Genomic DNA, 26,496 nt, shown 5'->3' with positions numbered 1-26,496 from the left:
TTGAACGACTTATGACTCCTCATATATTAGTAAACATTCTTTCACCAAGTGTTTACTTGAGATAAATAATCAGGTTACAATTTATTAAATCAATGTGGGTTGTAGCTCATGCTACAATATATGCTTAACGTCTCACATATCATTTTTATGAAAATATTTAAATCATTATGAAATGATTACAAAATCGGGCTATGGGGGTTTATTAGATAGCTTTGCTCAGTTTGCCATTTGAGCAGAAATCAAGGTATTTTGTCGCTTTGTACTACAATCATTTAATCAAATATTAATAATCACCAAGAAAAAAAGAATAAGTAATTATGTAAACAAATTTACATTAGCTATTTATTATTTAAAATCACATCATTTCTTTCCTAATAATAAGCAAAAAATAATAGAACTGTGGACAATGGCTGGTTGTGAATCATACATAACCGAGTTTTAGACATGTGCGTTAAATCTAATCGTTTCATTCAAGTATCCGATTGAAATGGTTTAATTTTTAAGCTCAGTCTAAAACCGAAGAAGATATATCTTTACTTTTAGTTGGGAATACAGCACAAGCAAAGACAATTAGGTAGCATTATTTTGACCCCATTGAAAGGAGCCATTATGTTTAGGTTGAGAAGGTCGTTGGCTATTGCCGGAGCAGCGTTTTTGGCGCTGCTTTTTATAGCAGCAGGTACTGTAGTAATTCAGGCTGCTCCACAGACTACTGTCACTGTTAAGTTGCAGGATAGTAAAGGTAACGAGATTACCAGCGGGGCGAGTCTCCGCTATTATGATGGAAACTGGAAAGATGCAACATTTGATAGCGCTACCAACTCTTGGATGGTCTATACTAGCGCTAACAGCCTTTACTATGAAATGACCTACAACAATGGTCGGCAAACAAAGCCTAATGTTTCTGTTACCGAAAAAACTGTAATATTTCAGACAGTTGCTACAACAGTTAGTCTGGTAGATTCGAAGAATACGCCAATAACTCCGGATTCTGGGGATGGCACAGTGCGTTACTATCAGCTAGGCTGGGCGAATTTTGGTCCTGCCAACACTACTCAGGAATTGCTACCGGGTAGCTACTACTTCGAAATGACCTACAACAACGGTCGCCAGACCTTCGCCAATTACACTATTTCGGCAACGGATAATGTAGTCAAGTTCCAAACAGTAGCCACGAAAGTGCAATTGGCAACGGCAGGAGGAGTCGAGCTTAGCGGTGGCACAGTACGCTACTACCAGCTAGGGTGGAAGGATTTTGGGGCTGCCAACACTACTCAGGAACTGCTACCGGGTAGTTACTACTTCGAGATGACCTACAACAACGGTCGGCAAACCTTCGCCAATTACAAGATACCTACAACTGAAAATGCAACCACTGAAACCGTTGTTTTCAAGACCGTAGCGACTACGGTAAGTTTGACAAAAGCGGATGGAACAGCGCTGGCTGATGCAAATACTGGCACAGTGCGTTACTATCAGCTAGGCTGGGCGAATTTTGGTCCTGCCAACACTACTCAGGAATTGCTACCGGGTAGTTACTACTTCGAGATGACCTACAACAACGGTCGGCAAACCTTCGCTAATTATGATATTAGTAAGGCAAATGCTCTTCCTGTAGTATTTACCACCACTGCGGTTACATACCAGTACAGTGGTAGTATCAAATACTATCAGTTAGGTTGGGCTCCCTTTAGTAAACCAACAATGAATCTGTTGCCGGGCAACTACTACTTCCAGTTCGATAACAATCAAGTACAAATTACTGTTGGTAGCGCTGCAATTACTCAAACCATGTTGGTTGTAAAACTAGTTGACCATGGCGGTTATTATGGTCTTGCCAGTGGTACTGCCCAGTATTATCTCAACGGCTGGAAGAATATAGCAGGTACTACTACTTCAAATGGCGTACTGGTTTATGGTATTGACGGCTTGGTAAGTCCTAACCTTTCCTTCGCGATGAATTACGCGGGGGCAAGGCAGGAGATCTCACAGAATATCGCAACTAACCCGATTGTGACGTTCAAGACTAGTCTAGTAACTGTGGAGTTAAAAGATAGCGCTAATAAGTGGCTCACCGATGCTGCTGGAACAGTGCAATATTATGCCAATGGTTGGAAAACCTTTGGGACTGGAACAACCATCGGCGGTAAAATCAGTATGGAATTGTTGCCAGTCGGCTATAGCTTCGCGATGAATTATGTTGGAGCACGACAGGAGAAGGGTCAAGCAATTAGCCTTACTCCTCTCACTCAAACCGTTACCTTCCAAACCGCAAATGTGCAGGTGGAGTTACGGGATAGCAGCAATGGTTTGCATAGTGATGCTGGAACAGTTGAATATTATGCGAATGGCTGGAAAACCTTTGGCGCTATCAGCAATGGTGTAGCTAACAAAGAATTGTTGCCAGTCGGCTACAGCTTCGCGATGAACTATGTTGGAGCACGACAGGAGAAGGGTCAAGCAATTAGCCTTACTCCTCTCACTCAAACCGTTACCTTCCAAACCACGAATGTGCAGGTGGAGTTACGGGATAGCAGCAATGGTTTGCATAGTGACGCTGGAACAGTTGAATATTATGCGAATGGCTGGAAAACCTTTGGCGCTATCAGCAATGGTGTAGCTAACAAGGAATTGTTGCCAGTCGGCTACAGCTTCGCGATGAACTATGTTGGAGCGCGTCAGGAGAAGGGTCAAGCAATTAGCCTTACTCCTCTCACTCAAACCGTTACCTTCCAAACCGCAAATGTGCAGGTGGAGTTACGGGATAGCAGCAATGGTTTGCATAGTGATGCTGGAACAGTTGAATATTATGCGAATGGCTGGAAAACCTTTGGCGCTATCAGCAATGGTGTAGCTAACAAGGAATTGTTGCCAGTCGGCTACAGCTTCGCGATGAACTATGTTGGAGCACGACAGGAGAAGGGTCAAGCAATTAGCCTTACTCCTCTCACTCAAACCGTTACCTTCCAAACCGCGAATGTGGCTGTTTCAGTAACTGCTGCAGGTGGGAATCCGGCTCAGACTGTTCCAGTCCAATATTATGCGAATGGTTGGAAGAATCTTGGTACAACCGATACTAATGGTAAAGTTAGCATGGAGTTGTTGCCCGTCGGCTACAGCTTTAGCGCTACTTATAATAACGTTCGGAAAGAGTTAGGTCAGAACGTTAATACTAACCCAAATGTGACCTTTGCCTTCTAGACTAGTTTCGTAATAGTTAGTCAGGTTTAGACCAAAATCAAAGGCGACTCTCTTGGTAGAGAGTCGCTTTTGTATACCACAGTTTGTAATTTTGTGATCGGTAGGTTGAACATTTGCTTGATAAGAGATAAAATCTGCACGGGTCCCCAATTATCACGCAATTAGACTTGTATTATCCACCGCAGAGAGGAGATTCTGTTCAATGCGTATGGTACGAAAGGGACTTGTAATCCCTGTGCAACTTTCAATTTGCCTGTTTCTGCTTTTTTCTTTGGTTGCGCCACAGGTAGCAAAAGCAGAACCCACCTTCCCCAATGATCCCTTCAAGAGCAAATGGCAACGCGCCGACAAACCTGTGAGTGATATTACTGCCAAGCCCACCCGTAGTTGGCTGTGGGGACCAGAATCTTTCCAACCCTCAAACGGCGTGACTGAGGCTTATGCTCAAAGTCCCGGCGGAAATCGTCAGGTGCTTTATTTTGATAAAGCCCGCATGGAGATTAATAACCTTGCTAACGGTCAGGTTACTAATGGCTTGTTGGTACGAGAGTTGATTTCAGGAAAGTTGGCAATCGGAGACGCTGTTTATATTCAGCGGCAGGCAGCAGATGATATACCGATAGCGGGAGATCAGGCGAACAATAATGCGCCAACTTACGCCAGCTTTGCCAATCTTGCCAGCCTCAACAATGACAATCCCTCCCGCGACCGCACCGGGCAAGCCGCCAGCGATACCCTTGATAAAAGCGGCAACGTTGGTGCAAACACCACGCTTGGAAAACTGGCGAAATACGTATATTTTGACGGCACCGGGCTAAAACACAACATTCCCGATGTTTTCTGGAATTTTCTGAATCAGAAGGGTAATGTTTATATCAACGGCAAGCTGGTGGATAATCAGCCTGTGTTAGGCGATAACCCACTCGCGCCATGGCTGGATGCCACGGGATTACCTATAACCGATGCCTATTGGACAAGCGTAACGTTGGCAGGGCAGGTAAAGGATGTGCTGGTGCAGGCTTTTGAGAGACGAGTGCTTACTTACACGTCCTCAAATCCTTCCGGCTTTCAGGTAGAAATGGGCAATGTGGGGCGGCACTATTTTAACTGGCGCTACAGCCCGAAATACGACATTCCGGTGGTGGATACTACTCCCACACCTACGCCTACATCGGGCACTACCAGCAGTTGTAATAACCTTCCCTCCAGCGATGCTTCCTTGCTGCCCAAATGCGGTCCTGCCGGAATGTACTTGCTGTTGGGCTGGAAAGCCAATGCTAATGACAAAGTAACGGTTACTCCGATTGACCCTGATGGTAATGCCGGAACTGCTATTAACCTTACTGCAACCGCTAACGGAGATGTAAACACTACTCTTGAAACGAAACTGGCTTATAAAAGCGGAATGTGGACTTACAAGCTCACCTCATCTAGTGGTAAAACCGGCAACGCCTACATTTGGCTAGATCCCCCCGCAACAAAACCAACCATTCTCCAAATCAATACGGCTGGCAAAACGGATACAATTTTCTGGTTTATTATTGTGGGATTTAAGCCAGATGAACAGCTAAACTTTACCCTCAAAACCCCTAAAAACATTGGCGGTACTGCTTATTACAAACCTTTTACAAATGCTCAAGGTTCGTACTTGGATACCATAAGACCTCTTGATGATATTCATCCTACCTCTGAAATTGTACCGGGGGATTATACTTATACGGTGAATGCTCTAGCCGATGTAAATCGCTATGCGCGGGTAACTTTCAAGATACTGCCTTGAGAATTATTATCAAAGCCTGTTTTCTAACCCGTTATTAACGGATTGAGCATTGCACAGGTCTTGACTTGTGGCGAGAAACAGGCATATAATTGTGACGAAAACAACAAATGAATACCATGTTGCGCCCTGACCTTCAGGGCATGGTGCGGTAGGTTTTGTCCTACCAATTCCTGATCGGCGGTATAGCCCGCGAGCCTGTAGCGCGTTAGCGTGAAAGCATGAATCGGAGAGACTCCGATGCCGACGGTATAGTCCGGATGAAAGAAGGTTCGGCGCCTGACATGCCTGTAACTGGTTTATGGGGTTGCGCCTTTTTATATTTCGGCGCAACTACTTAGAGCTATTTTTGGGGCGTGAAGGCTTGCCAACCTTCACGTCCTTTTTATTTTGGTGAAAAACTCATGATGAGCGATAGCTTTACCGAAGTTGATATAACACATATGAAACGTGCCCTTGAGTTGGGGCAAATGGGGCGTGGGCGTAGTTCTCCCAACCCGGCGGTGGGTGCGGTTATAGTGGATGAAGCCGGAAATAGGGTGGGTGAAGGCTTTACTATGCCACCGGGACAGGCACACGCCGAAGTCGTAGCTTTGGGTATGGCGGGTGAACGGGCAAGAGGCGGCACGCTCTATGTAACTTTAGAGCCGTGTGCTTCCTACGGACGAACTCCGCCTTGTACGGAAGCGATTATAAAGGCGGGTATCAAGCGCGTCTTTTATGCGGCGGCTGATCCAAATCCCAAGATGCAAGGGGGGGCTGAGGTGCTGCATAATGCCGGAATCGATGTATATTTTGGTTTACTTCAGGAAGAAGCTATCGAAGCGCACGCTCCTTTCTTTCATTGGCTAAAAACGCGCCGTCCTTATGTTATCGCCAAGTACGCCATGACTTTGGATGGCAAGATAGCTACCGTTACGGGCGATAGCCGTTGGGTGTCGTGCGAAGCATCACGACAGGAAGTGTACAAATTGCGGGACGAGTGTGATTCTATTATCGTTGGTGCCGGCACTGTACTGGCGGACGACCCTTTGCTGACGGCGCGCTTACCCGCTTCATATATGGAGGGTAGGCTCCCACACCAACCTGTTCCGGTGGTGCTGGACAGTAGAGGACGCATCCCCATTACCGCAAAAGTAGTACGTCCCGGCGCAATACTCGTCACTACCGCTCAAATAAATCCAGAATTGCGCAAGGCTTTTGAGGCTAAAGGTATGGAAACCCTGTTGTTAGAGCAAGATAGTTCCGTAAGGGTTGATCTATTGGCACTTCTCGAAGAGCTTGGGCGCAGGGGTCATTTGCTTTCGCTATTAGAGGGTGGGGGCGAGTTGATGTCCAGCTTTTTCTTTTCCCCACCGCGTCCGCTGATAAACAAAGTGTGGGCATTTATTGCGCCGAAAGTGGCGGGCGGGTTGGTTGCGCCCGGTCCGATGGGAGGCGTGGGGGTTAACTTTATGCGTGAAGCTTTGCAATTTGGGAAAGTAGCATACCGTCAATCCGGCGTTGATTTGCTGGTTGAAGCGTGGTTGCCGGAGGAATAAGGAGAGGAAAGTTTGTTCACCGGAATTGTCGAAGAACTGGGCGAAGTAGTGGTGTTGGAAAAACGCGAGGGCGCAACCTGCTTTACTTTGGGTGGCAAACTAGCGTTGGGTGGCATCGAAATCGGGCATAGCATTGCGGTAAACGGTGTGTGCCTGACGGTTATTAGTTTTGACCAAAACAGTTTTACGATTGAAGCTGTGCCGGAAACGCTGCGCCGCACCAACTTGGGCAATTTAACGGTCGGTAGCCCGGTAAACCTTGAGCGTTCTGCCAGAGCAGGTGCGCCGGTGGGCGGTCATTATTTGCAGGGGCATGTGGACGGTATCGCCACTGTAACCCGTATCGAGCCGGAAGGCGAGGCATTGAACTTTTACTTCAAGGTTGCACCGGAGTTTATGCCCTATATCGTGCCAAAAGGTTTTGTGGCGCTGGATGGGGCGAGCCTGACGGTGGTAACCACTACACCGGATACCTTCAGCCTGACGCTAATTCCCCATTCCCAGAAAATGCTGGTGATGGGAAATGTGCAGGTCGGCTATCGCGCCAACCTTGAGGTGGATGTGATGGGTAAATATCTTGAGAATATCGCGGGGGCGCGTATTGCTGCGCTGGAGGCGAGAATCGCCGAATTAGAGCGCAAGTTAACATAACTACGAATATTCAACCTTAATCGGTTTATCATAAATTCACAAGTATGGGGGAAATGCGGCATGACAAAACGCAATTGGGAAGCAGAAATTGAAGCGGCACTGGATGATTTCAAAGCCGGGAAAATGGTGGTGGTGGTGGACGATTACGACCGCGAAAATGAAGGCGATTTGTGCCTTGCGGCGGAAATGGTTACACCTGAAGCTATTAATTTTATGGCGCGTTTCGGGCGCGGCTTAATTTGTCTTTCCATGACCGGGAAACGGCTAGATCAGCTTGGCATTCCGCTCATGGTTGCGCCAGAAGCCAACGGCGCATCACATGCTACTGCTTTCACTGTCTCGATTGAAGCGCGTGACGGTGTAACCACCGGAATTTCGGCGGCTGATCGTGCTGTTACCATCAAAAAGGCAATTGACCCTGCCACGAAACCACAAGAAATCGTGCGTCCCGGTCATATTTTCCCCTTGCGCGCTCAGGAAGGCGGCGTGCTAGCCCGCAACGGGCATACCGAAGCGGTGGTAGATATGGCGTTGCTGGCGGGTTTGACTCCTGCCGGGGTTATCTGTGAAATTATGAAGCCGGACGGTACAATGGCGCGTTTGCCCTATCTGAAGCGATTTGCCCAACGTCATGGGCTGCGTATAATCAGCATAGCCGACCTGATAGCCTATCGTCTCGAAAAGGAAACACGCCTCCATCTGGTGCAGGCGGTTAAAACTTCCCTTGTCACCAAAGTAGCCGAAGCTAAATTGCCCACTTCCGCCGGAGTGTTCCGCTCGGTTATTTATCGCGAGGAGAGTAGCGGGGCACAAATCATGGCGCTTATCGGCGCAAAATTTGACCCGCGTAATGGAAATCCCTTGGTGAGAGTACACAGCGAATGTCTCACCGGGGATGTTTTCGGGAGCTTGCGCTGCGATTGCGGACCGCAACTAGAACGCTCTTTGCAATTGGTCGCACAGGATGGCAACGGCTTGGTGCTGTACTTGCCGCAGGAAGGGCGCGGGATTGGGCTTGCCAGTAAAATTGCTGCCTATGCCTTGCAAGAACAAGGGTTGGACACCATCGAGGCGAATCTGAAACTGGGTTTCTCGCCGGATATGCGCGATTATTCGGCGGCGGCGGCAATTCTACGCGATCTCAACGCTCTTTCAATTCGGTTATTGACCAACAACCCGCACAAAATCAGCGAGTTACAGCAACACGGCATTTCTATTATTGAGCGCGTACCGTTGGAGATAGCGCCTACTCCCGAAAATCTGGTATATCTTCAGACTAAGCGTGAAAAGATGGGGCATGAGCTTGACTTACGACAACTGACAGTGAGCGTTGCAAACTAATTTTATTTAAAGAGGAAGGTAAATGGCGATTTACGAGGGCACAATGGATGGGCGCGACATGCGCTTTGGGATAATTATTGCTCGCTTTAACTACGCTATCGGGCAAAATCTTCTGGAGGGCGCAAAAGATACGTTGCGGCGGCATGGCGTAGCCGAGAGCAATATTGATACAGCTTACGTGCCGGGTGCATTTGAAATCCCGATGGTGGCAAAGAAAATGGCGGAAAGTGGACGATACGCTGCTGTTATCGGGCTTGGGGTGGTGATAAAAGGCGCAACCCCCCATTTTGATTATGTGGCAGGCAATGTGGCGAGCGGTTTGGCGCAAACATCCCTGCAAACCGGAGTACCTTGTATCTTTGGCGTGCTTACCACCAATACGATTGAGCAAGCGGTGGAACGCGCCGGAACAAAGGCTGGTAACAAAGGCTGCGATGCCGCGGCTTCAGCTTTAGAAATGGCGAATTTGCTTAGAAGTATCGAACCCGTAGCTAGTAAGCAACTAATCGGCTAACCCGACATGCCTTTCTGAACCAGATTTGTAAAATTTCATCCCCACGATAGAGGCGGTTCGTCGGTTTGTCTGTGCTCAGGATATGGCACGAACCGCCTAGCTAGGGCTTACATTAAAAAGTACCAATTCAGGTCCACATGTAGATTCTTAAGAGTTAGAGCTACAAAATCATTTGTAAAAGAGCAAATATTCAGGGTTTGCTTTAACTTCAAAGAGTTTGAAGTCTAATACTAAATATTGTAGCTTGCCCCCTTGCAAAATTCACATAGTGAGCCTGAAAAGTAACAAATATTGGGTTAATGAGTTTGAAGCCAGTTAGCGAATTGCGTTAGCTTGGCAGCTTGTTGCGCCGTTAGCGCCCTGCTCTTCTCCCCAGCCTGCACAATGGTTTTGTAAACATTGAGCAATTCATTTCTTACTTTTGTTTTACCGTGTTCCTCCGCTGTCTGTGACAGTGCAAGGGTTCCGCACAATCCGGTATCAATCGCCCACTTGGTGGAGAAGCTCTTGCTGAGAGTGCAAAGGCTGTGGTAATCAACGTTGAGCGTGAAGTTGATTGCGCCGTTGCCGACATTTCCGGCTTTGTCATTGGCGCTTGTGGAGAAGTTGTTTGTCCCAAGAGCGAAAGTGTAAGCCGCACCATTTATATTAGCACAAGCGCTGGAAGCTAAGCCGGAAAGATCATCACTGGTGCTACAAGTAATATTGACAATCTGGTCAACAGTATACGTATTTGCATTACCCGAATAGCTTATCGTTGGGGCAGTCTTGTCAATTTTGACTATCAGGGTTTTGAAGGCTTCTTGGTTCCCACTTTTGTCGGTGCCGTAATATGATAAGGTAGTAATACCTTCTAGGTTGATAGTTACGGAGGCAGTGCTACCGAGTAAGGTGGTGAAATTGATGCCATCCGTGCTGTAGCTAACAGAAGCTACACCGCTACCACCCGCATCATCCGAAGCGTTTAAGGTTACGGTCACATCGGTGTTATTCCAGCCTTCGACGTTGGCATTAGGTGTTGCACTGGCAATTGTAACCGGTGGCGTGCTATCCAATATCACTAGCCCTAGGCTGTGATTGCTTCCGGCAGCAATAGCTTTAAAGCCCGTAATATTGGTCGGTACAGAGCACTGCCCATAATTTATATAAATTGACACTTGGCACTCAATTGTTCCATCATTCTTAAGAAACATACTATGGCTGGAACCAGCGGAAATGGCTTTAACATTACTTGAAATGCCATTCATATTAAGATAGCCTATACCATAACTGCCCCAACCATATACGGTGCCGTTGTCCTTAAGAGCTAGGCTATTATTGTAATTGGCAGAAATAGCAATTACATTACTCAATCCGGTCGGAATAGTTATTTGTCCTGATCCATTATAGCCCCAGCCAACCACAGTACCATCACTTTTAAGAGCCAGGCTGTGGTCTCCACCGGCAGCAATTGCTACAACGTCAGTGAGACCTGTCGGAATATTTAACTGTCCAGACCAGTTGCCTCCCCAAGCAATCACCGTTTTGTTCGTTAGTAGAGCTAGACTCATGTTCATCCCTGCGGCGATTGCAGTAACGTCACTCAAGTTTGACGGCACATTACATTGTCCTGAATTACCATATGAGCCACAACCCCAAGCCACTACAGTACCATCGCCTTTGAGTGCCAAACTATGATAATACCCGGCTGAAATGGCAGTGACATTAGTCAGTCCCTGTGGGATGTTCAATTGCCCAAACCCATTATAACCCCAGCCAATCACAGTACCATCGCTTTTGAGGGCTAGGCTATAATTTCCTCCGGCAGAAATAGCCACAGCGTCACTCAAGCCCGTAGGCGGGTTTATCTGCCCGTACCAATTAGCGCCCCATCCATAAACTGCTGAGTTTATAGCAGCTATGGAATTAAGGGGGGAGAATAAGGAAACTAGAAGAAGAATTACCAGTAACATTACTGCATTCCGACTAAACCTTAGTATCATAACTACTCCTTTCATGACCATTTACAGACCATTTTGAAGCATACAAATTTGTATATTGCTTCATATAAATAAAACCCATCTGTAAATGGATAAAACTGTCAATGCCACTTAGCATGAATGTAGTTAAAATTGCAAGCAAAGAAACTGTATTTGAATCATCGTATATGCTGTATATATTTAATGTATTAATATTTTAATATGCTGTCTAATACATTTTTAAATATGAAATACATAGGAAAACCAATATGATTTGTAACTTCTCACCACAAAACTGTGGGGAAAGGAAAAAGTGTTATGAGTTATGTATCTAATCCAAGGCACCTAACTAATTCTTGCTACAACGACAAAAGGATGTCAATCGGGAATACAAAACCTTCCAGAATCGGCTGATACATCTCGTCCTGATTTCCTCTATGCAGGCGCAGTTAAATGCGCCTGTTTTGCACTCCATCTCATAAGAATCCCCCTTTTTAAACCTGTTATAATAGTTCCGATTATGCTGACAAAAATCATATTACTTTACATAATACCCGGAGAAGCTTGAAATGCTCACGCTTGAAGAACTAGCACAACGCAACGTTGCTATTGTCGAGAAGTACGGTCCATGGACTCATAATATTTATTTGGGCGAAGGCTTTTACACTTTGTCAGATGGTCTTGAGCATGCCGATTACCGGGTAAAGCTTTTCCTGCGAATCGTTTCCGACTTGGCGGGCAAGCCGCTGAACACCTTGCGGGTGTTGGACTTGGCGTGTCTGAACGGCATATACGGGCTGGAATTTGCCATGCACGGGGCGCAAGTAGTGGGAATCGAGGGACGCGAGGCGAATCTGGTTAAAGCTCAATTCGCCAAAGATACGCTCGGTCTGGATAACATCGAACTGGTAGTGGATGACGTACGCAACCTGAGTCGCGAGAAATACGGGTTATTCGATGTGGTAATTTGCTCAGGTATTGTCTATCATCTTGACACGCCAGATGTGTTCGGCTTTATCGAGAAAATCGGCGAGGTTTGCACCGGATTGACCATTGTGGACGGGCATATCAGTTTTACCCCGAATGAAAAGCGCGAGTACAAGGGCGAAACTTACTGGGGACGCTCCTATCGTGAGCATGTTCCCGGCGCAACTGCTGAAGAAATTGAGAAAAATCTGCTGGCATCGCTGGATAATTCCAGTAGTTTCTGGCTCACTTTACTTTCGCTCAATAATTTGTTGGCGCGTTCAGGCTTCACTTCCGTTTATGAATGCCATTATCCGGTGCGGATCGAGCGATACCGCGATCGGGTGACGCTGGTTGCTATGAAGGGCAAGCCTTTGCATCTGCAAACTACCCCTTTGCTCAACGATACGCCCGAACAGTTCTACCCGCGCCAATTGCCGGACATTGCGCATCCTTCGCAGCAAAGCGCCTATACTGAGATAGCGGTGGGGCAAGAGCTTGGCAGTTTGCTCAAACAACTTGAAGATAGTCCCGATCGAACAGTGGTAACGTTGGCACAACTCTCCGGTAAATTGGTGGATGCGAAAGATTACTGGCAGAGCGAAGCCGAGCGTTTGCGCCTCGAATTTTTCAAATTACAGAGCTATACCCGCGATCTTGAACAAGAATGGAACGCGAAAAACCGTCGCATTGATGCGCTCGAAACGCGCCTGAATCAACAAAGCTTGCGCGCGCGCCTCTCCACTTTAGTTAGCAAATTGCGCGGGAGGTGAAATAGCCCATTCGGCTGTATATGTCGCTACAACCCTCATTTCGATTTATGCTAAAATATGAGGGTTATTTGCAGCAAACAGAAAGGGAATTATGCGCCTCGATGCAAAGGGAGAATCAGAAAGCACCCCGTTAGAACTTAATCGAGCGGAACAACGCCGCCCCTCCGGCATTCGATTAGCGGGTTCACCACTATACCGTAGTTGGAAAAGACGTGCCGTATTGGTCACGGGCGGGTTGGTGACGTTGGCGCTGGTATTGCTGTGGTGCAGCACAATCGGGGCAGTGTCGGTGCCACTTGGCGATGCGCTCAGTATTATCTGGAATCACACGCTTGGTAAGATTTTCCCGCCTTTCTCCGAAACTTATTCGCAAGGTCACGACTCTATAATCTGGGATGTGCGCGTGCCGAGAGTGTTGCTGGCGGGAGTGGTGGGTGCAAGCCTCGCCTCTGCCGGAGCGACCTATCAAGGGCTTTTCCGCAACCCGTTGGCAGAACCCTATCTGGTAGGAGTGGCGCAAGGGGCAGCGGTTGGCGCAGTGGTGGCGTTGGTGTTACCGCTACCGCTCTTTTTGTATAGCGCGGGAGCAGTACAATGGATGGCGTTTGCAGCTGCGGCTGTCACCGTTACAGCGGTTTATGGATTGGCGCGAGTGGGTGGGCGCGTTCCTACCACTACCCTATTGCTGGCGGGTATCGCGATTGGTTCGCTGGCAACAGCGTTCACCTCCTTGCTTACCTACCTTAACGCCGATAAACTGGTAACTGTTTATAGCTGGCTGCTAGGTGGATTCAACCTGTCTAGTTGGGATAAATTGCTGCAAACCCTGCCCTATATAATAGTAGGGCTTACCCTCGTGAACCTGTATGGGCGAAGGCTAAACGTGCTGCAACTGGGCGAAGAACAAGCTTCCAATCTCGGCTTAAATGTTGAAGCGTTGAAATTGGTGCTGGTGTTGGCGGCAACCCTCATGACGGCGGCGGCGGTTTCAGTGAGTGGAATAATCGGCTTTGTTGGTTTGGTTGCACCCCACACTGTGCGCCTTTTGACCGGAAACGACCATCGCTTGTTGTTGCCGCTCTCGGCTATCTTCGGCGCAACTTTTATGGTGCTAGCGGATATGTTGGCGCGTACCCTTACCCAGAGCGAAGTTCCGGTAGGGATTATCACCGCTTTTGCGGGCGCACCCTTCTTTATCTATCTGCTCAGGCGCAAGAAACGGATGGTTTTTTAATGCCGTTGCTAGAAGTAGATTCCCTACGAGTGGGTTACGGTTCGCGGGAAGTGGTTAGGAATGTTTCGTTGGCGGTGGAAGCAGGCGAACTGGTGGGCATTATCGGACCCAACGGCTGCGGCAAATCTACTCTCATCAAAGCGGTAAGCGGTTTGCTCAAACCCGCTTCGGGCAAGGTTCGTTTGGCAGGACATACGCTCGCTACTCTAAAACATGCCGAACGTGCGCGTCTCATTGGGGTCGTGCCGCAAAGCCCCAACCTACCCGAAACCTTCACCGCCGTTGAGGTGGTAATGTTCGGGCGCACCCCCTACCAGCATCTGCTGCAAAACGAATCGCTGGAAGATTGGAAAGCGGTGGAAAAAGCGATGCGCTCTACCGATTGCTGGCAACTGGCGGAACGTTACGTGGGCGAACTGAGCGGTGGAGAGCGCCAGCGTGTTTTGCTGGCGATGGCATTAGCGCAAGAGCCGAGCTTTTTACTGCTGGATGAGCCGACTACCTTCCTCGACATCAATTACCAGATCGAAGTGATGGAAATTGTGATGGGCTGGAAAGCGGAGGGCAAGGCAGGGCAAAAACGCGGGGTGCTGGCAGTTTTCCACGAATTGAATCTGGCAGCCCAATATTGCGATCGTCTCGCGCTCATGTCCAAAGGCGAAATGTTGGTTACGGGTACGCCTGCCGAGGTAATTACTGCTGATAATATCCTGCGAGCTTACGGAGCAAGCGTGATGGTTGCACCGCATCCGGTTAATCAACAGCCGACCACCTTTATCCTCCCCAACCTTCGAAAAAACTGATTAAACGCTAATCGAAAATACCGGATGGAGTTTGCCTTCCGCCTCAAAGGCTTCCAAAGTAGCATCGACGGAAACATTAAAATAGGGTTGAGTTATCGAGGCTAGTTTGAGATATTTTTTGAGAATCTCGCCACGTTCTGTACCATCAATTTCAGTAATTGTTACAGTTTCGGTTAAACCTTTTCGTTTTAGCGTAACCTGACCAACCGCACGCGCATTTTTTACCCATTGCACTTCCCCGTAAGGTGAAACTAGCCACCGCCGGGTATTTTCTACTACCAAGATTACCGGGGTAGTATAAATCTTTCCACTTTTGCGCCCTTTCACTTCCAGAATATACTGGTTTTTTGGCGCAATCCCCAATTTGGTGAGAAAAGTGACCAGCGTGTTAACAAACTTTACGATAAAATTCCGTTGATATGCTTTTGGCATATAGGTTCTCCACACTTTTTTCTTATAGGAACTTATTTATAAAGGTGTATCTAACTTTCATACGAAAAACCAAGATTAAAAGTTCCTGAGTTCTAATACAAAACTCATTTAGAATTTTCTAATATATCGCTTGAAGCGCTTGTTAATCTGCTATTAATCATTTACCCTGTATCGAAACTTTTAAGAAATATATAATCGAGGAGTTTCCATAGATATGTCGAGTGAAAACCGTATTAGAGAAGCAGAAGAAAAGGATACTAACCGATTAGAGGCATTTAGTGATGGCGTGTTCGCGATTGCCATAACCTTGCTGGTATTGGAAATAAAAGTGCCACAAAATCTTGGAGAAGACAAAAGCCTCGCCGATGCCCTAATTGGTTTGTGGACTTCCTACGCTGCTTTTGTGGTCAGTTTTCTGACCATCCTGATTATGTGGATCAATCATCATCGCCTGTTCAAGGTAATCAAACGTACGAATACGATGTTATTGGTGTCGAACGGAATCCTGCTGATGTTTATCACTTTTATACCATTCCCTACGGCAGTATTAGCTGCCTACATTGATAAGCCAGACCAGACCGCTGCTGCCATTTTTAATAGCATAACCTATTTCTTTATAGCGGTTAGCTTTAACCTGCTGTGGTGGAGTGCTGCCTACAAAAAGCGCCTGCTCGACCCGCGTAGTGATACAGAACTGGTTAAAGCAATCACCTTTTCTTATTATTTTGGTCCCCCGCTCTACCTTCTAAGCGGGATTCTGGCGTTATACAGTGTGGCTGCCAGCCTTTTGCTGGTAGTAGGTCTGGCTTTTTTCTTCGCTTTTTCCCGCTCGGAAATTAAAACTACAAAAGATTAATATTTGGCAGGCAAACGACCTTATACCTGCTGCTTGCTTTTATCAAACGCTTTTTTGTTCAGTTAAATTGTGATTCTTTTATGATTGGAGGAACAATATATGAGCCAAACTACCGCTTTGTTAATTATTGATGCGCAACTGAATATGTTTGACGAGAACCATCCAATTTACAAGGCTGAAGGGCTTCTTCAAAACCTACAAACTCTCATATCAAAAGCTTCGAAGGCGGCTATTCCTGTTTTCTTTGTGCAGAATAACGGTGGCGTAAACGAACCGGACGAACCGAGTACGCCCGGTTGGCTAATTCACCCCGCTCTTGCTCCAAGTAATAACGACAACCTAATCCAAAAAACTACCGAGAACGCTTTTTACCAAACCTCTCTGAAGCAGAAATTAGACGAGCTAGCTGTAAAAAGATTGGTTATTGCCGGAATGCAAACCGACTTTTGTGTGAATGCCACCACCCGTGGGGCTGTTGCACTGGGTTATGAAGTAATCTTGGTAAGTGATGCCCACAGTACCTTTGACAGTTCTAACTTATCTGCTTCTCAGATTATTGACCAGCACAATGTAGCATTTGGCAAATTAGGCAAACTTCTCACTACGAGCCAGGTAGGATTTTGAATCCACCAGCAAAAGTAAACTCAGTCAGTACCAACTGTCCGTTACTGCGCGATACTTGGGAATTGTCTGCAGGCATAGCACCCTGACTCTAAACCGTTACCGAATCCTATGAAGCTAATAATTTCCCAAAAAAGCGCAGTAACGGACAGTTCATCTTTTTGTTCCGCTAAATTGTGATTCTTTACTGATTCGTGTATCATGGCAAAGGTATTTTTAGTATTGAGTTGAAACAGAAAATAATTAATTTGAGAGTGAGATCAAGATGACTGAAATTGAATCAGTAATTGCACGGGAAATACTCGATTCGCGTGGGAATCCCACCGTTGAAGTAGAAGTAGGCTTGTCCGGGGGCGCTCTTGGGCGTGCCGGAGTACCGAGCGGAGCTAGCACTGGTGCACATGAAGCAGTTGAATTGCGCGATGGCGATGCCAAGCGTTACGGCGGCAAGGGCGTGCTGAAAGCAGTTAACAATGTAAATACCCTTATTGCTGATGCGTTGGAAGGGTTAGATGCCAGCGACCAAGTCGGTATTGATAAAATCATGCTCGAACTTGATGGCACTCATAACAAGGCAAAACTGGGCGCAAATGCTATTCTGGGTGTTTCAATGGCAGTGGCACGCGCCGCAGCAGAACAATTTGGCTTGCCTTTGTATCGTTATTTGGGCGGCGTAGGCGCGCGTACCTTACCCGTACCGATGATGAATATTCTGAACGGTGGGAAGCATGCTGAAGATTCCACCGATTTCCAGGAATTCATGATTATGCCAGTAGGGGCAAAGAGTTTCGCCGAAGCCCTGCAATGGGGCGCGGAGATTTACCAATCTCTCAAGAAGGTGATTCATGGCAGAGGTTTGAGCGTAGGCATCGGCGACGAGGGTGGTTTTGCACCTAGCCTCAAGAATAACGAAGCTGCAATCGAGGTAATTCTCGAAGCAATCCAAAAAGCAGGTTACACCCCCGGCGAGCAAATTTTCATCGCCCTAGACCCTGCCACCACTGAGCTTTATCAGGATGGTAAGTACGTGCTGGCTAAGGAAGGGCGTGAATTGAGTAGTGCCGAGATGGTTGATTTCTGGGCGAACTGGGTGGAAAAATACCCAATTATTTCTATCGAGGATGGTTTGGCTGAGGACGATTGGGCTGGCTGGAAACTGATGACCGATCGTTTGGGGAATCGTCTCCAAATTGTTGGTGATGATCATCTAGTAACCAATACCAAGCGGCTTTCCCGCAGCATCCTTGAAGGTACTACCAACTCGATGCTCACCAAAGTGAACCAGATCGGCTCTCTCACTGAAACTATCGAGGCGGTTACGATGGCACAACGCGCCGGCTTTACTGCCGTAATGAGCCATCGCAGCGGCGAAACCGAAGATACTTTCATTGCTGACCTCGCGGTTGCCCTCAACACTATGCAAATCAAGACCGGCGCACCGGCTCGTAGCGAGCGTGTGGCGAAATTCAACCAGCTTCTTCGCATTGAGGAAGAACTGGGCGTAGGCGCGGTTTATCCGGGTAAAGCAGCGTTTTATAATCTCGGCGCGAAGTAATCCCGTTCTAATTCCTGCCCGCTGCTCCTTTCTGGTGTAGCGGGCAAGGGGTTTAACCCGTTTCAGGTTTGCCCAACATCTCTCTTCAAGTAATAAGGAAGGTTTTCGATGGATTTAACCCGCAACTACCGCGATGATGATTCTCTCAAGAAGGGCGAAGCGCAACTTTACCAGCTACAGCAGCAGGTGGATGAAGTACGACGTTTGGTGCGTGAACAAATGGCGCGCCAGCACTCCGTTGAGGATAACTGGAAACAGAGCGAGCTGCGTGTAATCCAAATACGTGAGCAAATGGATCGTTTCGTGGCAGAGGTTACGCAAGCAACGCAGGTGCGTAATATGGACGAGCAGCGTATTAAGCAGGAGTTAGCAGAGTTACAGTTTCGGGCTGGCGAACCGGCTAAAGCGGTACGAGAGTTGCGTTCACAGTTTACCGATATAGTCGAAACGCGCCGCAAGGAAAACGAGCAACTCGGTTTGGATCGGCTTCAGCTTGATAAACTCCTTATGACAGTGCGAGATGGGCAAAGCCAGATTACTCGATTGGACGGTGCTATTCGTGATTTGCGCGAAGCTATCAAAATTACTGCCAATGCGCAGGAGTTTTACCAGCGCGAACTGGATCGGGTATTGGATATTATCCATAATAACGAGCAGAGTGTGCGCCGCGCAACCGAAGAATTTAACCAACAAGTCGTTGATTTGCGGGCAGAGGTGCAGCTTTTCGCAAATCGCATCACACGCCTCGAAGATTTGCAGCGCCAAGATACTGTTCGCATTGATGAGATAGCGCCGGTACTGGACGTTTTGCGTAAAGAAGATGAGCGCGTAATGAGCAATATAGTGAGGGTGGAGCGTCTGTTTAATGAGCGCATCGCCGTTGGTCAGGGTCGTCTTGAGGAAATCCGCCAGCAACTTGAGGGTCAGTTTTTCAATGTGAATCAGGTTATCGCCGGTAATAACGAGAGTACCCAGACACGTTTTGTTACGCTGGATGAACGCTTACGCACTCTTGATAAGACTATACTAGAGTTACAAGTCCGTATAGAGCAGGTTAAGCAGGTAGAGGATAGCGAGGTTTTTGAGTTGTACCAATTGGAAGAGACGCGCCTTGCTCGCCAGTTAGAAACGCTTCAAGCCGAATTTGATCTGGTGCGCCAACATCGCAGCCGTTCACAGGCGGGTGGTTTGGCAGGGCGCCGCGCTGTAAAAGCACGGGCTAAAGCGCGTGCAGAATCTCAAGCACAGGAACAATCCGAACCTGAAACCGACGACTCGATTTAAACCACAAAGGCGATAATGACACCACTTGCATTAAAATACTTATGTTACCTTTCAGGTTAGTTTTAGAAAGGAAAAAGCTATGTCAGCATCCGACAATTCAGACCCTTTTATGGGTGACATCAGACTCTTTGAGGGGACAGACGAACATCGAGGCTGGATTTTATGCAGTGGGCAAACATTGCAAATCTCTAATAACACCGCCATGTTTAGCCTTATTGGTACTATGTATGGTGGAGATGGCGTAGTTAACTTTAGGATACCCAATTTTAACGAAAACGCATCCCCGGACCTACAATTCTATATTGCGCTGTCCGGTATTTACCCGTCACGTTCACTTGCTCCTTACGTCGGTGACATCAGGTTGTTTAATGATATGGACGCACCGAACGGTTGGGCTTTATGTGACGGGTCTATGTTGCCAATCTCTCAATACCCCGATTTGTATGCCTGCATCGGCACTACCTACGGCGGGGACGACAATGAAAATTTTGCTTTGCCCAATTTTAATGGAGGCTCTTGGGATAATAAACACATAATTGCCCTGACAGGTAGTCCACGCCAACCCGGAATCAGGCTTTCCTTCTAAGCTGATACAAAATAAAAGCGAGGGGTTCTAGGGGTATATGCCCAACGCTTCCAATCCGAGAGATTCCGGCAGTCCCGACAACAAGTTCATGTTCTGAATTGCCTGTCCTGCCGCACCCTTGACCAGATTGTCGATCACCGAGATTACCACTAACCGCCCTGCTTCAATATCAACGGTGGGGTAGAGGAAGCAATAGTTTGAGCCAAAGACCTCTTTGGTGGTCGGTGGGGTCGTGACTATTCTTACGAACTGTTCTCCGGCGTAGAAATTGCTGTATAGGGTGCGAATTGCGGCGTTGGGGTTGGCGGAGTATTGCGCCAGCCATTCGGGTGAGAGGCGCGCCGAGCAGGTTGCCAGCATACCACGTGCGAGCGGCATCAAGTGTGGGGTGAAGGACACTGTAACCTTAGCTTGTTGGTTTACATCGGTTAGAATCTGGGTAATCTCAGGGGCGTGGCGGTGACCCTCCAGACCATACGCGCTGGCGCTATCGTGCATTTCGCTGTAGTGTAGGTTTTGCTTCAAACCGCGTCCTGCCCCGCTCGTGCCGGAGAGTGCGTTTATGACCACATACGGTTCGATGATTTTTTCAGACAATGCAGGCGCAAGTGCAAGGCTACTGCAAGTAGGGTAACAACCGGGGTTAGCTACAAGGCGGGTGTTAGCGGTTACTTGCTTGCGATAAAGTTCCGGCAAGCCGTAGAGAGCTTCGGGCAATAGGTAGGGAGCGTGATGTTCGCCATACCATTTTTCGTAGGTGGTGCGGTCGCGTAGGCGAAAATCTGCCGATAAATCTATAATACGGGTATTCGGCGCTTGCTCGAATATTTCGGCGGCGCGTTCGGCGGAGGCGTGATGGGGCAAACCCAGAAAGATAAAATCGGCTTCGGCAGGGCGTTCGAGTTTTTCCTTGACGCTCAAGCCCAGTGGGGCTAGGTGTGGGAAGACATTGCCGAGCGGTTGTCCGGCGGCGCTACGCCCTTCCAGTTCCAGTAATTCCACCTGCGGGTGACGTACTAGCAAACGTACTAGTTCGCTGCCGGTATAACCTGTTACGCCCACTATCGAAACTTTGATTTTACTTTCCATTTCGCCTTTTCCCAAAATTAATTATAAGCTTATCATATTGCTTTTGGCAGTAACAGTATAACGGCTATAGGGTTTAGCGGCAAGACTTGTTACAGGGAGATTTCCGATAGCGTACTTGCCACACGTAAGCCGTTGTTGCCGAACTTTTCTTGCCATAACTCAAGCGCGGCGGCAGTATTCTCCGGTTCGTCATCTACAAAGAGCGTTTCACCATCGGGTGCGCCCTTTCTGCACACCACTGAGGCTTTCCACTGCGGGGTTTTCAAGCCGTCTTTTTTGGCAGGGCGTAGGATTATTTCGTGTCCGTCCAGTCCGTGCTTTTCCAGCCATTTTTTAGAAGGTTCGAGAATCCGTTCGGGGCGCGAAGAGAGGTAGATAACTGTCCAATTAGCTTCTTCCAGCCGTGCAATTATTGCATCTGCGCCCGGAATCAACGTGTCCAGGCCGAGCATGGGTGGATGGAAAACCAATCCCCAATTGATTTTGCCGTTTTTGGTGGCTTTTTCAAAGCGGAGCACGCTATTTGCCACTACTCCATCCAAATCTATAAAAGCAATTTTATCCATATCTATTTCCGAACTATTTTACGTAGGTAGCGCATATCTTCCCCGGTAACTCCGCCAAACAGCACCAATCCACCTAGGAATACTGCTACTCCTACAATAATTGTGACAAAGAAATTGTTGAAGCCGAAGACTACTGTAATCAACGTCAAAACCGCCATCATTACTAGCGTAGCCACAACAGGACGCGCCATCGTTTTAAAAAATGGGATGGGCGCAAACATTCGGCGCATCAGGATACTGTAGATTATCAGCAATATTACTTCGGTGGCGATGGTCATGGCGCTAGCAGCGATATAGCCGAAGAAGGGAATGAAAATCAGATTTCCCCCAATGTTTACTCCGGCGGTAATCAACACTGCTATTGTAATATAGCGTTGCTTGTCTAGCGCAATCAGCACGTATTGGGTGACACCGTTTATGTAGCTGAAGGGCAGGAACCAGATCAGAATTTGCAGAGCGATTGCACCACCCGGTAAGAATTTGTCGCCGAACGCTGCGCCAATCAGGTCGTTTGCTATAAAGAGAGTTCCGGCTGAAATGGGCAAACCGATGATAATCAATAGGCGCAGGGCTTCCGAATAGGCTCGCATCAAGTTTTCGCGCGAGTCGCGGCTGTAGGTGCTGAAAAGGGGGAACAATGCCAGCGTGATAGCAGAGGGAAAAATCAGTAGCGCGTCTATAAACTTGTAGCCAGAATTATACAAGCCTACCTCAATATCGCCCCTGAAGGGAAAGAGCAAGAATACATCACTCTTGAACATTATGCTGATGAGGAAGCCATTCAGCATCAAAGGGAAGGCGCTTTTTAGCATTGCAGGTACAAGCGCACGCTCGAAGCCCTTGCGAATATCGGGCTTGATTACTTCGCGTGTAAAAATAGTCCATAGTGAGGACATCGCTATCAGGTTCACTGCAATGGAAGTGGCGGCAAGACCTGCCACACCCCACCCGATGAGCAATGCGCCTAGCCCCAGTGGGACTTTAATGATGGAGCCTAGAATTTGGTTCGCTGCCAGATATTCGAATTTTTCGTGACCCCGAAAGACCGCCGACAGTGTGCCGGAAACCGCACTAGGCATCATGCCTACCATTAGCAAGGCAACCGCCAGCGCCACATCCCCCGTCATTTCTCCGGTGAGGCTGAAGCCGCCCACCCATAGCATAGCGATGGGCAGCGACAAGGCGGAGAAGCTCAAGCGTGTTACCAGCATGGTACTGAAATAGCGGTTGGTGTTAGCGTGGCTGCGGTCACGGGCTACTTCGCGTGTAACCAACGTTTCCAGACCAAAATCTGCCAGCGTATTGAAGAAGAGCCAAGTGGTTACGGCGAAAGTATAACGCCCGTTGCCTTCAGGACCAAGCAAGCGAAGGGAGATAAAGGCGAAACCGAAATCGATTACTTTGCCCGCCAGTTGCGCGAACATCGGTGTAACGCTGTTTTTCACGATACGCCGCAAAGGATGATCGCGTTCATCTTCGCGATAGAAGCGTATCCAACCAAGTACCAGCAGAATCATTGCCATGCTGGCAACCGAAAGGAAGGTAGCGTACAGACCCAGCGTAAAGGAGATGGGATTGTAACGCAGGCGCACGGTTAATACATTCGTTCCGGGGGTTGATTCGAGGCTAATTTTGCGCCAGCCCTCTGGAGTGCTTACCAACTTCGCCTCGCTGAATTTGTTTGGCTCATCGGGCAGGCTATATTGCGCTTGCCAACCGCTATCGTAACGCTCCGGCACTACCATTTCGATGTTGTGGGATGTGCTGGAGGAGTCTATTTGCAGGGTATAGCGCAAGTCCGTTTCGTTGATTTGTCTGATTCCGAGTAGAGTTGCGCCGTTTATTTGCGGTTCTAGGGTGGCGGGAGTGCTGTAGTTGATGGGTTGGTAAGAAAGGCGCGGAAATAGTTGTGGACCTGCCAGCCCCAAAGCCAACGCCAGCACGATTATCGCCCACAGCATGCTGCCAAAAACCGCTTTGCTTTTCCATTTGCCTGCCTTAGCTTCTACCAATATTAGCCACAAGCTTACGCCACCTAGCAGCGTAAGGGCGAAAGTAGTTTCTACCGCCAGCGCTATGAAGCCAAGCGCCAACGCCAGCCCTAGCATTTTCACATAACGGCGAGAGGAGAGGGGCAACCAAATAGCCAGCGGTAGCCATGCCAATGCCGCCATATGATCGGGGCGTAAGGCTGGTAATCCCACTAGAACCAGGGCGAATCCGGCTAATATTCCGCTGATGCGCCATGCTTTGTTTTGTAATCGTTTCGCCAGTAGCCCGATTCCTATCAACGCGACCCATAGATGAAAAGCGGCGAATAGGAATATATTTAAGTTTACATAATATAATATTGAGAAGGGATATAGCGCTGGAACAGGACTAGATGCTAGCAAGGGGCTATTGGCGTGCCAGAGCGGGGGTTGGCGATCAAGCAAGAGGTCACGGGCGGCATCCCAATCGTATCGTAAAGAGTCATTTATCGGCTGTGTAGAGATTATAGAAACACTCAGGGTATTTTGGGAAGTGACTAGACCGGGCAAGCAAGCGAGGCAGGCGAATATTAAAAGCGCCAACCCTAGCAATAAATTTTGCCGAAAACGCTGGCGCGTAGGGACGGGCGCTAAATTATTCTTGCCGGGTGGAGTGTGAGTTTGCACCCTATGGCTGGAAGCCTCGGCTCTCGCGCAGGAACTTTATAGCTTCCGCAATTTCGCTTTCCCCTTTGGCTTCGTCACGGCGACCAAGAAACCAACGCATTGCCAACAGAACCACCACCACTTTTAGCAGGTTTGGCATTTGGCTGAGTTTATCACGCTGGCGAAAGCTGTAACGGGCAAAAGCCAGCGATGTTTGCGGTTTTTTAGCAGCGGCTTCCCGCTCACTTTGAGTCTTGGCAGCTTGCTTATCAAGTGTTTTGATAGCTTTCTGCCCGGTTGCCAGAGTCTTTTTATCTACATTAACTGATTTTGCCATAAGATTCTTTCCTGTTGTAAGGTTAACAGATGGAGTATCTTAGCATTTTAAGTAGCAGGGCGCAAACGAGCGAAAGCCAATTGGGATTTGAGGAACGCTCAAAGTCGGGCAAATATTTCCGACTTTGAGCAATAAGAAAAGCGATTTATACGGAAGTGGGCAACGGCGCAACTGTATTACCGGAACTGGATTTGCGTTCGCGGCGTGCCACGCCTGTTTCGTAAGCAGCATCCATTACCGCTTTAGCTACACTTACACCCACCCGGCGATCAAACACACTGGGTATGATATAGTCTGCACTCAATTCATCCTCGGAAATGATAGACTGGATAGCGCGGGCTGCCGCCAATTTCATCTGGTCATTAATCTTGGTGGCTCGGCAATCTAGCGCACCGCGAAAGATACCGGGGAAACACAGCACGTTGTTAATTTGATTGGGATAGTCGCTACGTCCGGTCGCCATAACTGCCACATAGGGCGCGGCATCCTCAGGCTGGATTTCCGGAGTGGGGTTGGCGAGGGCGAACACAATCGGGTCGCGTGCCATTTGCTTGAGATGTTTGACGGTACAAGTATTGGGACCGCTTAAGCCCAAGAACACATCCGCATCTTTCATCGCATTCACCAAAGTGCCGCGTTCGCCTTCAAAATTGGTGTGTTCGGCGTACCATTCTTTGGCAACGTTCATATCTTCGACACGCCCTTTATAAACTGCGCCGCGTCGGTCACAACCAATGATATGCTGTACCCCTGCTGCCATCAGGATTTTGCTGCAAGCTACTCCGGCAGCACCAATCCCATTTACCACCACTTTTATTTCGCCGATATTTTTGTTGACCACTTTGAGGGCGTTTAAAAGAGCGGCTAACACCACTACCGCCGTACCATGCTGGTCATCGTGCATTACCGGAATATCGAGTTCCTCAATCAGCCTTTTCTCAATTTCGAAGCAACGCGGGGCAGAAATATCTTCTAGGTTAATGCCTCCAAAAGTAGGCGCTATGGCTTTTACAGTCTGAATTATCTCTTCGGTATTCTGCGTTGAGAGGCAAATCGGGAAAGCGTCTACCTGTCCGAACTCTTTGAAGAGCATGGCTTTGCCTTCCATGACTGGCATAGCTGCTTCCGGTCCGATATTGCCAAGTCCCAAAACCGCCGTTCCATCCGTGACAACTGCAACTGTGTTGCCCTTTATAGTTAGAGAATAGACCTTGCTCTTGTCTTCAGCAATGGCGTTGCAAACACGCGCGACACCGGGAGTATAAGCCATGCTCAACTGGTCGCGGGTTTTAAGCGGGATTTTGGAGTTAACCGAAATTTTTCCGCCCAAATGAAGTAGGAAAGTGCGGTCGCTGACATTGATAATATTCACATCTTCAATAACGGCAACATTTGAAGTAATTTCATCGGCATGTTGCTCAGAGCCGGCTGATACCGTAATATCACGAACCATTTTGTCACGGCTAGCCTGTACAATATCAATTGCACCGAGGTCTCCGCCGGAGTTGGCGATAGCAGCCATTATTTGGCTTAACATCCCTACCCGGTTAGGGATTTCGATTCGCAGCGTAAAACTGTAACTGGCATTCGGGGTGATATTCATTTTTTCACACCTGTAAAAGAATAATGAGGTTATGGGGACTTCTCTTCACTTCTTCGTGGATTATCAAGATTATAACATACCGCAGCTAGGTGTGAGCGCAGTAAATATAAGTTTAAATGAAGTAAACGTGATTATTTCGTCTTGATTTAAGCTTGGGCAATATGCTAAAATA

The 26,496-nt window shown here is 48.0% G+C and carries 21 protein-coding genes and 1 riboswitch; of the genes, 14 read left to right on the top strand and 7 right to left on the bottom strand.

Features of this window, described 5'->3' with window-relative positions; genetic code table 11:
- The first annotated feature begins 609 nt into the window (after nt 1–609).
- The 6 genes from OZ401_RS17290 (at nt 610) to ribH (ending at nt 9,025) form a co-directional block, all read left to right on the top strand.
- On the top strand, nt 610–3,201 hold the full coding sequence (locus OZ401_RS17290; RefSeq protein WP_341471696.1) for a hypothetical protein: 2,592 nt from the start codon (nt 610–612) through the stop codon (nt 3,199–3,201).
- 202 nt (nt 3,202–3,403) lie between these two features.
- Complete coding sequence (locus OZ401_RS17285) at nt 3,404–4,981, top strand: hypothetical protein (RefSeq protein ID WP_341471695.1); 1,578 nt, start codon at nt 3,404–3,406, stop codon at nt 4,979–4,981.
- 125 nt (nt 4,982–5,106) lie between these two features.
- A riboswitch (FMN riboswitch) is annotated at nt 5,107–5,254 on the top strand.
- A gap of 128 nt (nt 5,255–5,382) precedes the next feature.
- Nucleotides 5,383–6,519 carry a bifunctional diaminohydroxyphosphoribosylaminopyrimidine deaminase/5-amino-6-(5-phosphoribosylamino)uracil reductase RibD gene (ribD, locus tag OZ401_RS17280; RefSeq protein ID WP_341471694.1) on the top strand — a complete coding sequence of 379 codons (1,137 nt, stop codon included), beginning with the start codon at nt 5,383–5,385 and terminating at the stop codon, nt 6,517–6,519.
- 12 nt (nt 6,520–6,531) lie between these two features.
- Nucleotides 6,532–7,170 (top strand): riboflavin synthase, encoded by a 639-nt coding sequence (locus OZ401_RS17275; RefSeq protein WP_341471693.1) that lies wholly within the window; start codon nt 6,532–6,534, stop codon nt 7,168–7,170.
- Between the two features lie 60 nt (nt 7,171–7,230).
- Nucleotides 7,231–8,511 carry a 3,4-dihydroxy-2-butanone-4-phosphate synthase gene (ribB, locus tag OZ401_RS17270; protein WP_341471692.1) on the top strand — a complete coding sequence of 427 codons (1,281 nt, stop codon included), beginning with the start codon at nt 7,231–7,233 and terminating at the stop codon, nt 8,509–8,511.
- Nucleotides 8,512–8,533: 22 nt separating this feature from the next.
- Nucleotides 8,534–9,025: a 6,7-dimethyl-8-ribityllumazine synthase gene (ribH, locus tag OZ401_RS17265; protein WP_341471691.1), complete on the top strand. Its 492-nt coding sequence runs from the start codon at nt 8,534–8,536 to the stop codon at nt 9,023–9,025.
- Between the two features lie 296 nt (nt 9,026–9,321).
- Here ribH and OZ401_RS17260 read toward each other — a convergent pair whose 3' ends face one another.
- Complete coding sequence (locus tag OZ401_RS17260; protein WP_341471690.1) at nt 9,322–11,007, bottom strand: RCC1 domain-containing protein; 1,686 nt, start codon at nt 11,005–11,007, stop codon at nt 9,322–9,324.
- 545 nt (nt 11,008–11,552) lie between these two features.
- Here OZ401_RS17260 and OZ401_RS17255 point away from each other — a divergent pair.
- The 3 genes from OZ401_RS17255 to OZ401_RS17245 all read left to right on the top strand — a co-directional run bounded on the left by OZ401_RS17255 (nt 11,553) and on the right by OZ401_RS17245 (nt 14,759).
- Entirely contained in the window at nt 11,553–12,722 is a 1,170-nt protein-coding gene (locus OZ401_RS17255) for a class I SAM-dependent methyltransferase (protein WP_341471689.1), read from the top strand.
- Nucleotides 12,723–12,813: 91 nt separating this feature from the next.
- Entirely contained in the window at nt 12,814–13,956 is a 1,143-nt protein-coding gene (locus tag OZ401_RS17250) for a FecCD family ABC transporter permease (protein WP_341471688.1), read from the top strand.
- Nucleotides 13,956–14,759 (top strand): ABC transporter ATP-binding protein, encoded by an 804-nt coding sequence (locus tag OZ401_RS17245; protein WP_341471687.1) that lies wholly within the window; start codon nt 13,956–13,958, stop codon nt 14,757–14,759. Before OZ401_RS17250 ends, OZ401_RS17245 begins: the two co-directional genes overlap by 1 nt.
- On the opposite strand, the gene OZ401_RS17240 is transcribed toward OZ401_RS17245, so the two are convergent.
- The gene (locus OZ401_RS17240) at nt 14,760–15,191 is read right to left on the bottom strand and encodes a nitroreductase family deazaflavin-dependent oxidoreductase (protein WP_341471686.1); all 432 of its coding nucleotides are present in this window, start codon (nt 15,189–15,191) and stop codon (nt 14,760–14,762) included. It abuts the gene before it with no gap.
- Between the two features lie 214 nt (nt 15,192–15,405).
- Here OZ401_RS17240 and OZ401_RS17235 point away from each other — a divergent pair, with 214 nt between their 5' ends.
- From OZ401_RS17235 to OZ401_RS17215, 5 genes are all read left to right on the top strand, one after another.
- Nucleotides 15,406–16,047 carry a TMEM175 family protein gene (locus tag OZ401_RS17235; RefSeq protein WP_341471685.1) on the top strand — a complete coding sequence of 214 codons (642 nt, stop codon included), beginning with the start codon at nt 15,406–15,408 and terminating at the stop codon, nt 16,045–16,047.
- A 99-nt stretch (nt 16,048–16,146) separates the two neighbouring features.
- Nucleotides 16,147–16,671, top strand: a complete 525-nt coding sequence (locus OZ401_RS17230; RefSeq protein ID WP_341471684.1) for a cysteine hydrolase family protein — start codon at nt 16,147–16,149, stop codon at nt 16,669–16,671.
- Between the two features lie 262 nt (nt 16,672–16,933).
- Nucleotides 16,934–18,223: a phosphopyruvate hydratase gene (eno, locus tag OZ401_RS17225; RefSeq protein ID WP_341471683.1), complete on the top strand. Its 1,290-nt coding sequence runs from the start codon at nt 16,934–16,936 to the stop codon at nt 18,221–18,223.
- 108 nt (nt 18,224–18,331) lie between these two features.
- Complete coding sequence (locus OZ401_RS17220) at nt 18,332–19,507, top strand: coiled-coil domain-containing protein (RefSeq protein WP_341471682.1); 1,176 nt, start codon at nt 18,332–18,334, stop codon at nt 19,505–19,507.
- 79 nt (nt 19,508–19,586) lie between these two features.
- Entirely contained in the window at nt 19,587–20,093 is a 507-nt protein-coding gene (locus OZ401_RS17215; protein WP_341471681.1) for a phage tail protein, read from the top strand.
- Between the two features lie 27 nt (nt 20,094–20,120).
- Here OZ401_RS17215 and argC read toward each other — a convergent pair whose 3' ends face one another.
- The 5 genes from argC to OZ401_RS17190 all read right to left on the bottom strand — a co-directional run bounded on the left by argC (nt 20,121) and on the right by OZ401_RS17190 (nt 26,324).
- A complete protein-coding gene (gene argC, locus OZ401_RS17210) occupies nt 20,121–21,182 on the bottom strand; it encodes an N-acetyl-gamma-glutamyl-phosphate reductase (RefSeq protein WP_341471680.1) in 1,062 nt (353 codons plus the stop codon).
- A gap of 89 nt (nt 21,183–21,271) precedes the next feature.
- Complete coding sequence (locus OZ401_RS17205) at nt 21,272–21,748, bottom strand: HAD family hydrolase (protein ID WP_341471679.1); 477 nt, start codon at nt 21,746–21,748, stop codon at nt 21,272–21,274.
- Between the two features lie 2 nt (nt 21,749–21,750).
- Nucleotides 21,751–24,405 (bottom strand): flippase, encoded by a 2,655-nt coding sequence (locus OZ401_RS17200; RefSeq protein ID WP_341471678.1) that lies wholly within the window; start codon nt 24,403–24,405, stop codon nt 21,751–21,753.
- Nucleotide 24,406: 1 nt separating this feature from the next.
- Nucleotides 24,407–24,721, bottom strand: coding sequence for a hypothetical protein (locus OZ401_RS17195; RefSeq protein ID WP_341471677.1), 315 nt, complete (start codon nt 24,719–24,721; stop codon nt 24,407–24,409).
- Nucleotides 24,722–24,866: 145 nt separating this feature from the next.
- On the bottom strand, nt 24,867–26,324 hold the full coding sequence (locus OZ401_RS17190; RefSeq protein ID WP_341471676.1) for an NAD-dependent malic enzyme: 1,458 nt from the start codon (nt 26,322–26,324) through the stop codon (nt 24,867–24,869).
- Between the last annotated feature and the right edge of the window lie 172 nt (nt 26,325–26,496).

Origin of the sequence: Candidatus Chlorohelix allophototropha (assembly GCF_030389965.1) — a bacterium.
Lineage (GTDB): Bacteria > Chloroflexota > Chloroflexia > Chloroheliales > Chloroheliaceae > Chlorohelix > Chlorohelix allophototropha.
Note: the sequence above shows the minus strand (reverse complement) of the source record. Positions and strands in the feature narration are given on the sequence as shown.